We start from the raw sequence: 13,565 nt of genomic DNA, 5'->3' as shown, positions 1-13,565 counted from the left end.
CTCATCGTTCGCTGACCCATGCTCCGTCCACGACACGATCGCGGGGGCGACATGGATCAGCAGGCGTCGGACCAAGCCGGCAACACCCTCTGGAACCCGGACCTGGCGCCGACCACGGCGGCCCAGCGCACCTGGCGAGCGCGACACTTCGCGGCCCTGTGGCTGGGCATGGTGATCGCCGTGCCGGCCTACATGCTGGCCGCGGGACTGATCGAGCAGGGGATGTCGGCCGGCCAGGCCGTGTGGGCCGTGCTGCTGGGCAACCTGATCGTGCTGGTCCCGATGCTGCTGATCGGCCACGCCGGCGCCAAGTGGGGCGTGCCCTACGCCGTGCTGGCCCGGGCCTCGTTCGGCTGGCGCGGCGCGCGGGCCCCGGCCCTGGCCCGGGCGATCGTCGCCTGCGGCTGGTACGGCATCCAGACCTGGATCGGCGGGGGGGCGCTGCTGACCCTGCTGGGCGTGATGGTCGGCAAGAGCCTGGTCGGGCCGGCGGTCCCGGTCCTGGGGATCGGCGTCGGCCAGCTGCTGTCGTTCGCCGCCTTCTGGGCGATCCAGCTGCTGTTCGTCACCAAGGGCCTTGAGACGGTGCGCAAGCTCGAGACCTGGACCGCGCCGGTCAAGGTGCTGGTCTGCGGCCTGCTGGTCTGGTGGGCGCTGAGCAAGGCCGGCGGCCTCGGCCCGATCCTGCACGAGCCCAGCGCCTACGACGCCGGCGGGGCCAAGGCCGGTCGGTTCTGGCGGGACTTCGGCCCGGCCGTCACCGCCATGACCGGCTATTGGGCGACCCTGGCCCTGAACATCCCCGACTTCACCCGCTTCGCCCGCACCCAGCGCGACCAGATCGTCGGCCAGGTCGTGGGGCTGCCCGGCCCCATGGCCCTGTTGGCCGCCATGAGCGTGATCGTCACCTCGGCCACCGTGCTGATCTACGGCAAGCCGGTCTGGGACCCGGTGGCCCTGTCGGGGAACATCGGCGGGATCGCCGTGCTGGTGGGCCTGCTGGTCATCAGTCTCGACACCGTCTCGTGCAACATCGCCGCCAATCTGGTCGGCCCGGCCTACGACTTCTCGGCCTTGTGGCCCAGGCGGATCAGCTACCGCACTGGCGGCTGGATCACCGCGACGATCGGGGTGCTGATCATGCCGTGGAAGCTGCTGGAGAGCACCCAGGGCTATATCTTCGTCTGGCTGACCGGTTACGGCGCCCTGCTGGGGCCGGTGGCCGGGATCCTGATCGCCGACTACTGGTTGCTGCGCCGCGCCCGGCTGGACGTCGAGGCGCTGTACGACCGCGCGGGACGCTACACCTACTTCAAGGGCTGGAACCTGGCGGCCGTCGCGGCCTTCGCGATCGGCGTCGCGCCCAACCTGCCCGGGTTTCTGAAAGCGGCCGGACTGCCGTCGGCGGTGGGCGTCGGGGCGCCGTGGACGGGGCTTTACGACTATGCCTGGTTCGTCGGGGCGGGGATCGCGGCGGGGGTTTATGTGGTCGCGATGCGGATTGGCGGCGGGGCGCGGGCGTCGGCTGCCGAATAGGAGCCGACTTCCGCCCTCGCCCCCGTTGAGGCCTTTTCGAACACCGGGCGGCCTTCGAGGCGCGCGGCCCGGCGAGCGCACGTCGAACGATTGTGCTCATAGGGCGGCGGCGTTAGCCATGGATGGACCGCCGGCTCACCGCGCGGCGTTGACTTGCTGGACGAAGGACCTCACGCATGCCGCCTTTCGATCGTCGTGTCCTGCTGGCTGGCGGCTTGGCGGTCGGCGTCGGCGTCAACACCTCGCAAGCGGCTCCGAGCGGAGCCGTCCCCCAATCCCCGAGCGCGCCTCCCATGATCCATCACGTCTTCTTCTGGCTCGAGAACCCGGGATCGAAAGCCGATCGCGATCGGCTGATCGCCGGCCTGAACACCCTACGAGCGATCGAGGTCGTCCAGCAGCTTCACATCGGCGTCCCGGCCTCGACCGAAAAGCGCGACGTCGTGGACAACAGCTATGACGTCTCGGAACTGATGTTCTTCGCCAGCGTCGAAGACCAGAAGCGCTATCAGGATCATCCGCTTCACCTGAAGTTCGTGAAGGATCACGCCCACCTCTGGCGAAAGGTCGTCGTCTACGACGCCATCTCGCCGTGAGGCGCGGTTGATCCTCTGTTCGCCGATGGACCGCCCTGAGCGCTGGAGGCGGAGCGGCGCATCAAAACTTGCATCCCGCACAAAAACCCGCATCTAGGCCGCATGCGCCGCTTCAATTCCGCCGATCCGTCCTTTCCCGCCGCCTTCAAGGCCTTCCTCGACGAGCGCCGGGGCGCGCCCGAGAACGTCGACGCGGCGGCGCGCAACGTACTGGACGCCGTGCGGGCCGATGGCCTGGCGGCGGTGCTCAGCTTCACCAGCCGCTTCGACGGCGTCGAGCTGACCGAGGACACGATCCGCGTCACCGCCGAAGAGATCGAGGCCGGCGCGGCCGAGTGCTCGGCGGAGGTGCGCGAGGCCATCGTCTTCGCCGCCGCCCGCATCCGCGCCTTCCACACCCGCCAGCGCCCGGCCGACCAGGCCTGGACCGACGAGGCCGGGGTGCAGCTGGGCTGGCGCTGGACGCCGCTGGAGGCCGTGGGCGTCTATGTGCCCGGCGGCCGCGCGGCCTATCCCTCGACCGTGCTGATGAACGCCGTGCCCGCCCAGGTGGCCGGCGTCGACCGCATCGCCATGGTCACCCCGCCCGGCAAGCTGGAGCCGGCGGTGCTGGCCGCCGCCAAGGAGGCCGGGGTCAGCGAGATCTGGCGGATCGGCGGGGCCCAGGCCGTCGCCGCCCTGGCCTATGGCGCGGGCCCGATCCAGCCGGTCGACAAGATCGTCGGCCCCGGCAACGCCTATGTCACCGCCGCCAAGCGCCGGCTCTACGGCGTGGTCGGCATCGACGCCCTGGCCGGCCCGTCCGAGATCGTGGTGGTCGCCGAAGCCCAGAACGACCCCGACTGGATCGCCGCCGACCTGCTGAGCCAGGCCGAGCACGACCCGGCCGCCCAGTCGATCCTGATCACCGACGACGAAGCCTTCGCCCAGGCGGTGTCCGACGCCGTCGACGCGCGTCTCGCGACCCTGGCCACCGGCGTCGACGCCGCCGCCTCGTGGCGCGACCACGGTGCGATCATCCTGTGCCCTCTGGACGACAGCCCGCGCCTGGTCGACCTGCTGGCGCCCGAGCACGTCGAGTTCGCGATCGACAATCCCGAGCGCCTGGCCGACCGTGTGCGCCACGCCGGGGCGATCTTCCTGGGCCGCCTGACGCCCGAAGCCATCGGCGACTACGTGGCCGGCTCCAACCACGTGCTGCCGACCAGCCGCGCGGCCCGCTTCCAGTCGGGCCTGTCGATCTACGATTTCCTCAAGCGCACCTCGATCGTGAAGTGCGACGCGGCCTCGTTCGGGATCCTGGGGCCGCACACCGTGGCCCTGGCGGAAGCCGAGGGCTTGCCGGCCCACGCCCTGTCGGCGTCCATCCGCCTTTCTTCGGGCCGGTTGCCATCCAAGCCGTAAGGGGCAAGTCTGCCGACGATGTCCGACGCCAAGGCCACCCAGTTCCTGAAGTCCGTCCTCATCGACGAGGACAGCCTGGCGGCAGCCTCGCGCGACCAGGAGCAAGAGCGGCAGGTGGCGATCTTCGACCTGCTGGACGGCAACTATTTCGAGCCGGTCGAGTCGGCGGGCGGACCCTATGACCTGAAGCTGTCGCTGGTCGAGAACCGCCTGGCCCTCGACATCACCGGCGCGGCCCCCGAAAGCGGTTTCGAGGAGCGCCGGCACCTTTTGTCCCTGTCGCCCTTCCGAGGGGTGATCAAGGACTACTTCATGATCTGCGACAGCTACTATTCGGCGATCCGCAATTCCTCGCCCCAGCAGATCGAGGCCTTGGACATGGGGCGGCGCGGCCTGCACAACGAGGGCTCGAACCTGCTGCGCGAACGGCTGGAGGGCAAGGTCAAGACCGACCTCGATACGGCCCGGCGGCTGTTCACCCTGATCTGCGCGCTGCACTGGCGGGGTTGAGGGCGTGGCGGCGGACCTTCCGGACGCGGTGCTGTTCGCCTGCAACTACAACCGCGTGCGCTCGCCGATGGCCGAGGCGCTGTTCAAGCACTTCTACGGCACGCGGGCGTTCGTCGATTCGTGCGGCCTGAAGCCCGATCCCGCCGACGAAGGCGTCGATCCGTTCGTCGCCGTGGTGATGGACGAGATGGGCCTGGACGTCAGCGGCCACCAGCCCAAGAGCTTCGCCCAGCTGGAGGACGACAGTTTCGACGTCGTCATCTCCCTGACCCCCGAGGCCCAGCACCGGGCCGTCGAGCTGTCCCGCTTCCGCGCCACCGACATCGAATACTGGCCGACCCACGATCCGACCCTTGCGTACGGCTCGCGCGACGCCATGTTGGCGGCCTATCGCGAGGTGCGTGACGCCTTGGCCACGGCGATTCGACAACGTTTCGGCGCGCCATCGACGTTCGGGGGGTGAATGCGCTATACACCCCGCCTCGCAGCCGCGATCCGCTCCCCGACTCAATCGTCGAGGGGGCTTTATCGGCATGGCGTCACCCGTTTTGAGAGGCCTGATGGCTAAGGAAGAACTGCTCGAGTTTCCCGGTACGGTCAGCGAACTGCTGCCCAACGCGACCTTCCGCGTGAAGCTGGAGAACGATCACGAGATCATCGCCCACACCGCCGGCAAGATGCGCAAGAACCGCATCCGCGTGCTGGCCGGCGACAAGGTGCTCGTGGAAATGACGCCCTACGACCTGACCAAGGGCCGCATCACCTACCGCTTCAAGTAGGGCTGGCGATGGTCGTCCAGCGGACGCCGCTGGTCCTGGCCAGCGCGAGCCCCCGGCGCCTGGACCTGCTGGCGCAGGTCGGCGTCGCCCCGGATCGGGTCGATCCCGCCGACATCGATGAAACGCCGCTGCGCGACGAGACCCCGCGCCGCCATGCCTTGCGCCTGGCGGTCGAGAAGGTGCGCGCCGTCGCGGCCCGTTCGCCCGGCGCCATCGTCCTGGCCGCCGACACCGTCGTCGCCGTCGGCCGCCGCATCCTGCCCAAGGCCGAGACGCCGGAGCAGGCGGCCCATTGCCTGAAGCTGCTGTCGGGACGCAACCACAAGGTCCTGACCGGCGTCGCCGCCATCGCCCCCGACGGGCGCGAGGCCTCGCGGCTGGTCGAGACCCGCGTGCAGTTCAAGCACCTGTCCGATCAGGAGCAGGCCGACTACCTGGCCGGCGGCGAATGGAACGGCAAGGCGGGCGGCTACGGCGTGCAAGGCGTGGCCGGCGGCTTCATCATCGATCTGCACGGCTCCTACACCAGCGTGGTCGGCTTGCCGCTGTACGAGACGCTGAACCTGCTGACCGGCCTGGGCTATCGAAAATGAGCGAACGGCGGGCCTATCTCTACAAGGGAATCGGCGAGACGGTCGGGGTCGTCACCCTGGACGGCCGTCCTGAGCGCCTAGTCGCCCAGTGGGAGGGCGACGACCCGCTGGACGCCGAGGGCGTGCGGGGCGTGGCCCGGGTCAGGAAGATCGAGCGCGCCTTCAACTCGGCCTTCGTCGCCCTGCCGGGCGGCGCCGACCTGCTGCTGGCGCTGAAGCCCGACATGCCCAAGCTGGCCGAGGGCCAGGTGGTCGAGATCGAAATCCGCAGTCCCTCGCGCCGCGACAAGTCGGCCGTGGCCCGCTACGTCGGGCCGGCCGAGGGCGAGCCGCGCGTGCTGACCCACGCCCCGACCCTCGACGAGCTGCTGCGCCTCTGGGTCAAGTCCGGTTCGCCGACTCAAGGGTTGGCCGCCCTGGAGGCCGTCGAGGCCGCCGAGGCCGAGGCCCTGGCCACGGTCTTCGCCCTGCCGGGCGGCGGCGACGTCAGCATTGAGGCGACCCGGGCCCTGGTGGCCGTGGACGTCGACCTCGGGGCTCGCGACGGCGATTCCAAGAAAGCGGCCCGCGCCGCCAACATGGCCGCCTTCACGACCGCCGCCCGCATCCTGCGTCTGAAGGGCCTGGCCGGGCTGGTGGTCTTCGATCTGGTGGGCCGCGGCCATGACGGTCCGGCCCTGACCACGGCGGCCCGCAACGCCTTCGCGATCGACAATCCCGGTGTCGGCATCGGTCCGATCAGCAAGTTCGGAGCGCTGGAGATGATCGTGCCGCGCCGGACCAAACCGATTCTCGACCGGCTGCTCGACGAATCGGGCGGGCTGTCGGCGCGCGCCGGCGCCTTGCGTCTGGTCCGGGCTTTCGAGCGGGAGGGCAGGGCGGACCCGGGCGGCAGGCTGGCCGGTCGCTGCGGCCCTGCCGTGGCCCAGGCCTTCGCGGCCCTCGAGCCCGCCCTGGCCGACCGGATCGGCCGCCGTTTCACCCTGGCCGTCGTCGCCGACTGGCCCAATGACCGCCTGGAGGTCGCATCCTCATGAGCGCCTGCCCGATCTGCAAGAAACCGACGACTCCCGAGTTCCGGCCCTTCTGCTCAAAACGCTGCGCCGACATCGACCTGAACCGCTGGCTGTCGGACCGCTACGTGGTGCCCGGCGCCGAGGAGGACGAGGAGAATCCCCCGTCCACAGACTTCGGCCGGGAATAGTTCGCGATCGCTTCAAGAGGGGCTGGACTTCGTTTTTAGCCTCCCCTATAGACGCGGCTCCCCGCCGTCGGGCGGGCGCCAGGGCGGTTTCGACCGCCTCTTAGGCCCAGGGCCTGGGTAGCTCAGTTGGTAGAGCAGCGGATTGAAAATCCGCGTGTCGGTGGTTCGAATCCGCCCCCAGGCACCACTTCCTTTCAGATGCCCCGTTGTTGCGACCTCCTGCGGGGTGGGTGGTCATCTCGGCGGCGCCGCGAACTTGATCACCCGCGTCCGCCTCAGGGCAGATGTGAAATTTTAGCAGCGCCTCTTCGGGCGAGGCGAAAGCGATCGTCTCCGTTCGATCTCGGAGGCCTCCGCCGACGCCTTTGGGGCCGTTCTCCCGGCGACCGAGGCGGGGGTGAAGGAAGCGCGGGGCGCATCGGGACGGTCCGGCCGCTGTCGCAGGCGTTCCATGCCGATCCAGCCGGAATGGGCTTCCGTCGTCGCCGGGCAAGGGGTCACGACGATGATTTCGAGCGCCGAAAGGGCGATTGGCGGCGAAAATCGTCTCTTGGCCGGACTCGCGAGGGCGAGCGGGGCCATGGCAAAGGTCAGATCTCTGGCGGACGTCTTCCCGGCTAGATTGAGCTGCGCCGCGATGCGCGTTCTGATCCGGTCCGCGAGATCGACGTTTTGTAGGCATGCTGCGGCGCAACATCGATATTCCCTTTGGTAGGGAAAAACCGCCCTCAAATCCTGATTTCCCATTTGTGCGGCGCGGCAAAGGCGGTGAGGGCGTCGGAGGGGCGGTGAATTTATGCCTCCTCGCACCCCTTGACGGTACGAAAAGGGGTTGCCAAAGGACCCCTGCCGCAATTCTAACATTGCGGTAAGATCGAAGCCTCCCCGGGGGCGGCGATCACACGCGCTTCGAAACGATCCTTCTGGCGGGGCATGAGTCCGGCTTGCGGGGCGTAACGGGTCGAGCGCTGCGAAGCGGGTCTGCGGGACGTCCGAGCGATCGGCCATCTTGCAGGCTATTCAAGTTAGGGTGGAGACGCTCTCGCGCGACGACCCTCGGTCCAAACGTGCTAGACCAATCAGGAACTGGCGACAGATGCTCGACATTAAACGGAAAACCCCCCTCATCGCTCTCGTCGGCGCCATGGCGCTGATGGTGAGCGCCCCGGCTTTCGCTCAGGACGCTGCGGCTCCTGCGCCGGCCACCACCGAAGCTGCTGCTCCGGCCGCCGCCGCCCCGGCCCCCGCCGCCGCGCCTGCCGAAGAGCCGCTGGACGCCGGCGTCGCCGCGACCGAAAAGATGAAGTCCCACTCCCTGACCCCGATCGGCATGTTCCTGTCGGCCCAGGCGGTGGTTAAGGTCGTGATGATCGGCCTGATCCTGGCCTCGGTCTTCTCGTGGGTCCTGCTGATCACCAAGCTGTTCGAGTTCGGCGCCCTGAACAAGCAATCGGACAAGTTCCTGGAAGCCTTCCGCGGCGCTCGCTCGATCGCCGACATCGCCCGCATCGGCTCGTCGGAAGAATTCGAAGGCAACCCGATGGCCGACATGGCCGCCGCGGCCGCCCAAGAAGTCGAACTGTCGCGCCAAGCTGGCCTGGCCGTCGGCGGCGAACACCGCGACTCGACCCTGTCGCGCGCCACCTACGCCATCAACGCGGTGCAAGCCTCGCTGGCCAAGCGCCTGTCGGGCGGCATGGTGTTCCTGGCCTCGGTCGGCTCGGCCGGTCCGTTCATCGGTCTGTTCGGCACCGTCTACGGGATCATGACCTCGTTCATCGGCATCGCGAACACCAACACGACCAACCTGGCCGTCGTCGCTCCCGGCATCGCCGAAGCGCTGCTCGCCACCGGTATCGGTCTGTTCGCCGCTATCCCGGCCGTTATCTTCTACAACTACTTCCAGACCCGCATTTCCGGCTACGGCACGCGCTCTGAAGGTTTCGTTGCTGAACTGATGAACGCCATTTCGCGTCAGCTCGACAAAGGGGCGTAAGACCGATGGCCGCCAAACTCTCAGGCGGTGGGGGCGACAGGTTTAACATCGACCAAAACAGCGAGATCAACGTCACGCCCTTCGTGGACGTCATGCTGGTTCTCCTGATCATCTTCATGGTGGCGGCCCCGCTCGCCTCCGTGTCGGTCGAAGTGAACTTGCCGCCGGCGGTCGCGAAACCGTCGCCGAGCCCGCCAAAGCCCGTCTACATCTCGATCAAGGCATCGGGAAAGGTCTTCATTGGCGACGACCCTACAACGGTTGACGAGATGGGTGCGGACCTCACGAAGAGCATTGGTCGTCGCGATCCCACCAAGGAGCGCATCTATATCCGCGCCGACGAAAAGACGCGCTACGGGGCCTTCATGGAGGTGATGAACACCCTCCAGGACAACGGCTTCTATAGCGTGGCGCTCATCGGCAAGGATCAGAACAGCTAGGGGTGATGCATGGCTGAACAACAAACGCCTGAGCATCGCCACTACGATCCGCTCACTTCGGACGGCCCACGCCGCAAGAAGGGCCTCGGCGCCTTCGGCGTCGCGACCATCGTCGTCGTCGGTTTGCACGCTGCTTTGTTCGCGTATCTGGCGAAGCAGAAGTTCGAAGCGGTGATGAAGGAGTATCACGACGACGCCGTGGACGTGGAGCTGCCTCCGCCGCCCCCGCCGCCGCCGCCGCCTCCTCCGCCCCCGCCGCCGCCGCCGACCAACGCTCCGCCTCCGCCTCCCGCGGTGGTGCAGCCGAGGCCGCCGATTGCGCCGCCGCCGGACGTGACGCCGCCGCCGCCGCTGCCGATTCCGCCCGTCAAGGAGCGGGTCGAGCAAACGGCTCCGCCGGTGATCTCGAACGTGCCGCCGGTGCCTTCGAACCCGCCGGCCCGGGCTTCGGTGATCACCAAGCCGGACTGGGCCCGCAAGCCCACCGGCGAGGACATGGCTCGCTACTACCCCGACCGCGCTCAGCGGATGGAAGTGGGCGGTCGCGCGACGCTGTCGTGCACCGTCACCGCCAAGGGGTCGCTGGAAGGCTGCTCGGTCGTGTCGGAAAATCCGGCGGACTACGGCTTCGGCGACGCGGCCATGAAGCTGTCGCGGCTGTTCCGCATGAAGCCGAAGACGCTTGACGGCGCTCCGGTGGACGGCGGTCAGATCACGATCCCGATCGTGTTCACGGTTCCCCGCTAGGGACCGAGGCGACAGGCCAGGAAACGAGCGCCCCGGAGCTTCATCGGCTCCGGGGCGTTTTCGTGTGGAAGGGCCGTTTCGGCGCTTGATCCGGTCCGCGCGTCCGACTAAAGACACTGCCTCGCGATACGCCGCCTTAGCTCAGTTGGTTAGAGCGCTAGATTGTGGATCTAGAGGTCCTCGGTTCGAGCCCGAGAGGTGGTACCATCGCAAGACGCTGAAAAGCCCTGGGTTCGTCCCGGGGCTTTTTCGTTGCGGACCAAGGGTCTAGGCGTGGCGCCCGTGCAGGGCGGCCCAGACGCGCCAGGCGATCAGGGCGATGGCGACCCAGCCCGCCAGCAGCCCCGCCATCGGATGGGCCTGCCACCAGTACCGAATGCGGAAGACGGCCGCTCCCGAAAACATTCTCACGCCTACGCTCCTGACTCACGCGACGTTGCGCGCCTGCTCCCTGAGTTCGAGGCTGCGCTTGAACGGGCGTTTCGGAAATGCGGCACAGCGCCGCTAGGGCGTCCCGTCGCGGTGTTCGTGAAAAGCGTGCGGGAGGTCGGCGATTCGCCGCCGGACCAGGCTCGGTCGCTAGGACGTGGCCGCCGCCGGTTCGTCGTCGACCATCGCCTTGACCAGATCGACGACACGGCGGCGCAGCCGGCGGTCGTTGAGCCGTGGAAACAGCCCGGCCAACTCCAGCCCCTCGGGCGTGGCCACGAACTGGGTCATGCGCTGGGCGAAGCCGTCGTCGACCTCGCCCCGCGAGGTCTCGTCCAGGCCCTCGAAGAAGTAGGACACTGGCGACTGCAGCAGGCGCGCGGCCTCGTACAGCTTGGAGGCGCTGATCCGGTTGGCCCCCCGCTCGTACTTCTGGATCTGCTGGAAGGTGATGCCCAGGGCTTCGGCCAACTGAGTCTGGCTGAGGCCCAGCACCTTGCGGCGGATCCGAAGGCGTGCGCCGACGTAGAGATCGACGGGGTGGGCCATGTCGGAAGGGGATTTGTCGGTCATCCGCGTCACGTTCCTTCCAGCGACCGCGCGCCCACCCTCTATCCGAGAGCGTGTGGTCCAGCTTGGTTAACGCAGAATAGACCCATGCAGCCGCCTTAGTCACGCGTCTGACACATCCGTAGGGACCGCAAAATGGCCCGGCGGGCTTGACGTTTGGCGCGGGCAGGGGTGTTTGCCGCCCATGGAGACCAAGCTTCGCGCGCGGGTGGCGGTGGCCGGCGCCGGCGCGATCGGATCGGCGGCGGCGCTGACCCTGGCGCGCGCCGGATTTGACGTCACGCTTTTCGATCCCGGTTCCCCGGGCGACAACGCGTCCGGCGTGGCGGCCGGCATGCTGGCGCCGGTGGCCGAGGCGGTGTTCGACCCGGTCTCGACCCCCCACCTGGCCCTGCTGAGGCGGGCCCGTGACCGCTGGCCGGCCTTCGTCGAGGGACTGGACCTGGCGATCCTGCGCGACGGCCTGAGGGTCGAGGGCGAGGCCGCCTGGCTGGCGGGCGTCGCCGCGCGCTTCGAAGCCCTGGGCGTCCCCTTCCAGCGCCGGGACGGGGCCCTGGTCGACGCCGAGGACTGGCGGATCGAGGCGCGGCCGGCCCTGGCCGCCCTGCGGAACGCGTTCGAGGCCCTGGGCGGACGTTTCGCCCCTCGCGCCTTCACCGCCGGCGACCTGCCGGCCTTTTCCGCCGTGGTCCTGGCCACCGGCGCGGGCGACGCGGGCGGGCTGGCGCCGGAGCTGGCGGCGCTGGCGCCCATCAAGGGCCAGATCCTGCGCGCCGACCGCGGCCCGGCGACCGGGCCGGTGATCCGCGGCGAGGGGGTCTATGTCTGCCCCGGCGACAGCCCGGCGATCGGCGCCACCATGGAACTGGGCCGCGCAGACCTGACCGTCGACCCGGCGGCGACGGCGGCCCTGCGCGCGGCGGCGATCCGCCTGCGTCCCGAACTGGCGGAGGCGGTCCTGACCACCGAGGTCGGGATACGCGCCGCCACTCCCGACGGCCTGCCGTTGGTGGGCTGGAGCGCGACGCCGGGCGTGATCCTGGCCGTCGGGGCCCGGCGCAACGGCTGGCTGCTGGCCCCGCTTGTGGCCGATCTGGTCGCGGCGTATCTGAAAGGTGATAACCCAGGCCCGGACGCCGCTTCGCTCGACGCGAGGCGCTTCTCGAGGACCTGAGCGACAACGACAAGAACCAAGGCAGGGCAGGGGCGAATGCGCGGATTTGGGTTGACCGAGGACCAGGAAGCCATCCGCGACGGCGTCGCCAAGCTGTGCGCTGACTTCGACGACGAGTACTGGCGCCGCACCGACGAGACGGGGATCTTCCCCGAGGAATTCGTCGCCGCCATCGCCGAAGGCGGCTGGCTGGGCGTGGCCATGCCCGAGAGCGTCGGCGGGGCGGGCCTGGGCCTGACCGAGGCGGCGATCATGATGCAGACCGTGGCCCAGTCGGGCGCGGGCTTCTCGGGCGCCAGCGCCATCCACCTGAACATCTTCGGCCCGATGCCGATCGTGAAGTTCGGCTCCGACGACCAGCGCGCCAGGCACCTGCCGCGGCTGATCTCGGGCCAGGACAAGATGTGCTTCGCGGTCACCGAGCCCAATTCGGGCCTGGACACCTCCAGCCTGGAGACGCGGGCCGAGCGCACCGACGGCGGCTACGTGCTGAACGGCCGCAAGATCTGGACGACCGGCGCCCAGCGCGCCAACAAGATCCTGATCATCGCCAGGACCACGCCCAAGGACCAGTGCGCCAAGCCGACCCAGGGCCTCTCCCTGTTCTACACCGACCGCGAGAAGATCGAGGCCAAGCCGATCCCCAAGATGGGACGCAAGGCGGTCGAGTGTAACATGCTGTTCATCGAGGACCTGTTCGTGCCCACCGACGACCTGGTCGGCGCGGAGGGCAAGGGCTTTTCCTACCTGCTGCACGGCCTCAATCCCGAGCGGGTGCTGTTCGCGGTCGAAGCCATCGGCCTGGGCCGGGCGGCCCTGGCCAAGGCCGCGACCTACGCCAAGGAGCGCGTGGTGTTCGGCCGGCCGATCGGCCAGAACCAGGGCGTGGCCCACCCCCTGGCCCGGTCGTGGGCCGAGCTGGAGGCCGCCAACCTGCTGGCCTTCAAGGCCGCCGCCCTCTACGACGCCGGCCAGGACTGCGGAGCCGAGGCCAACGCCGCCAAGTACCTGGGCGCCGAGGCCGGCTTCACCGCCTGCGAGGCCTCGGTCCTGGCCCATGGCGGCATGGGCTACGCCAAGGAATACGACGTCGAGCGCTATTTCCGCGAGGCGATGATCGCCCGGATCGCGCCGGTCAGCCGCGAGATGATCCTGAACTTCATCGCCGAGCGGGTGCTGGGGTTGCCGAAGAGCTATTGAGGGGGATCCTTTCCAGGCGTCGTGCACCGCCCGCTTGCCCCCTACGGACCGCTACGCGGTCGTCTTCCCCCAGAGGGGGAAGAGCGCCGGTGCGAAGGCTCCGCCCCCTCTGGGGGCGGACAGGCGGCGAAGCCGCCAGGTGGGGGCAAGTGTTCGCGGGCGCGATCTGTCGTTCTCACGCGGCTGGCCGCTGAGCTTATGGAAAGGGTCGCGGAGCGCCGGACGACGTCCGGAGTTCTTTGATAAATACCGTTTCGACGAAGCCGATCGCTCCGCGCGGTCGTTTTCCGCCAGCGTCCGGTGGGCAGCCCTGTTGAGGCTTAGCCGGACCCGGTCTCGATCCCTTTCGGGAGAAACCAGACGCCGGGGGCGCGGGCCTATGGGCAA

General features: G+C 68.9%; 15 protein-coding genes, 2 tRNA genes and 1 pseudogene. 16 read left to right on the top strand and 2 right to left on the bottom strand.

Annotation, left to right across the window (positions count from 1 at the left end):
* Positions 1-51 precede the first annotated feature (51 nt).
* From BM066_RS15220 to BM066_RS15155, 14 genes and pseudogenes are all read left to right on the top strand, one after another.
* On the top strand, positions 52-1,536 hold the full coding sequence (locus tag BM066_RS15220; RefSeq protein WP_089929308.1) for an NCS1 family nucleobase:cation symporter-1: 1,485 nt from the start codon (positions 52-54) through the stop codon (positions 1,534-1,536).
* Between the two features lie 278 nt (positions 1,537-1,814).
* Positions 1,815-2,132: pseudogene (locus tag BM066_RS15215) on the top strand (Dabb family protein); the annotation flags it as partial.
* 102 nt (positions 2,133-2,234) lie between these two features.
* A complete protein-coding gene (gene hisD / locus BM066_RS15210; RefSeq protein ID WP_089929304.1) occupies positions 2,235-3,536 on the top strand; it encodes a histidinol dehydrogenase in 1,302 nt (433 codons plus the stop codon).
* An 18-nt stretch (positions 3,537-3,554) separates the two neighbouring features.
* Positions 3,555-4,046, top strand: coding sequence for a UPF0262 family protein (locus BM066_RS15205; protein WP_089929303.1), 492 nt, complete (start codon positions 3,555-3,557; stop codon positions 4,044-4,046).
* A 4-nt stretch (positions 4,047-4,050) separates the two neighbouring features.
* Complete coding sequence (locus BM066_RS15200) at positions 4,051-4,509, top strand: arsenate-mycothiol transferase ArsC (protein ID WP_089929301.1); 459 nt, start codon at positions 4,051-4,053, stop codon at positions 4,507-4,509.
* A 97-nt stretch (positions 4,510-4,606) separates the two neighbouring features.
* Positions 4,607-4,825, top strand: a complete 219-nt coding sequence (gene infA, locus BM066_RS15195) for a translation initiation factor IF-1 (protein WP_004617696.1) — start codon at positions 4,607-4,609, stop codon at positions 4,823-4,825.
* A gap of 8 nt (positions 4,826-4,833) precedes the next feature.
* Positions 4,834-5,418, top strand: coding sequence for a Maf family protein (locus BM066_RS15190; protein ID WP_089929299.1), 585 nt, complete (start codon positions 4,834-4,836; stop codon positions 5,416-5,418).
* Positions 5,415-6,455: a ribonuclease E/G gene (locus BM066_RS15185; RefSeq protein WP_089929296.1), complete on the top strand. Its 1,041-nt coding sequence runs from the start codon at positions 5,415-5,417 to the stop codon at positions 6,453-6,455. Before BM066_RS15190 ends, BM066_RS15185 begins: the two co-directional genes overlap by 4 nt.
* Positions 6,452-6,622, top strand: a complete 171-nt coding sequence (locus tag BM066_RS15180; protein ID WP_028041190.1) for a DNA gyrase inhibitor YacG — start codon at positions 6,452-6,454, stop codon at positions 6,620-6,622. Before BM066_RS15185 ends, BM066_RS15180 begins: the two co-directional genes overlap by 4 nt.
* Positions 6,623-6,733: 111 nt before the next feature.
* Positions 6,734-6,809, top strand: a tRNA-Phe gene (locus BM066_RS15175).
* 909 nt (positions 6,810-7,718) lie between these two features.
* The gene (locus tag BM066_RS15170; protein WP_029589236.1) at positions 7,719-8,618 is read left to right on the top strand and encodes a MotA/TolQ/ExbB proton channel family protein; all 900 of its coding nucleotides are present in this window, start codon (positions 7,719-7,721) and stop codon (positions 8,616-8,618) included.
* Positions 8,619-8,623: 5 nt separating this feature from the next.
* Entirely contained in the window at positions 8,624-9,058 is a 435-nt protein-coding gene (locus BM066_RS15165) for a biopolymer transporter ExbD (RefSeq protein WP_019847727.1), read from the top strand.
* A 9-nt stretch (positions 9,059-9,067) separates the two neighbouring features.
* Positions 9,068-9,805 (top strand): energy transducer TonB family protein, encoded by a 738-nt coding sequence (locus BM066_RS15160; RefSeq protein ID WP_089929294.1) that lies wholly within the window; start codon positions 9,068-9,070, stop codon positions 9,803-9,805.
* 130 nt (positions 9,806-9,935) lie between these two features.
* A tRNA-His gene (locus tag BM066_RS15155) sits at positions 9,936-10,012 on the top strand.
* 60 nt (positions 10,013-10,072) lie between these two features.
* On the opposite strand, the gene BM066_RS26480 is transcribed toward BM066_RS15155, so the two are convergent.
* Both BM066_RS26480 and BM066_RS15150 read right to left on the bottom strand, forming a co-directional pair.
* On the bottom strand, positions 10,073-10,216 hold the full coding sequence (locus BM066_RS26480; protein ID WP_177218467.1) for a hypothetical protein: 144 nt from the start codon (positions 10,214-10,216) through the stop codon (positions 10,073-10,075).
* A gap of 168 nt (positions 10,217-10,384) precedes the next feature.
* On the bottom strand, positions 10,385-10,807 hold the full coding sequence (locus BM066_RS15150) for a helix-turn-helix domain-containing protein (protein WP_089929292.1): 423 nt from the start codon (positions 10,805-10,807) through the stop codon (positions 10,385-10,387).
* A gap of 181 nt (positions 10,808-10,988) precedes the next feature.
* On the opposite strand from BM066_RS15150, the gene BM066_RS15145 reads away from it, so the two are divergent.
* Entirely contained in the window at positions 10,989-11,978 is a 990-nt protein-coding gene (locus BM066_RS15145; RefSeq protein WP_089929290.1) for an NAD(P)/FAD-dependent oxidoreductase, read from the top strand.
* Positions 11,979-12,014: 36 nt separating this feature from the next.
* Entirely contained in the window at positions 12,015-13,178 is a 1,164-nt protein-coding gene (locus BM066_RS15140) for an acyl-CoA dehydrogenase family protein (RefSeq protein ID WP_089929289.1), read from the top strand.
* Positions 13,179-13,565 lie beyond the last annotated feature (387 nt).

Origin of the sequence: Caulobacter sp. UNC279MFTsu5.1 (genome assembly GCF_900114015.1) — a bacterium.
Lineage (GTDB): Bacteria > Pseudomonadota > Alphaproteobacteria > Caulobacterales > Caulobacteraceae > Caulobacter.
The sequence above is the reverse complement of the archived record's forward strand: the minus strand, read 5'-3'. Positions and strand labels throughout refer to the sequence as shown.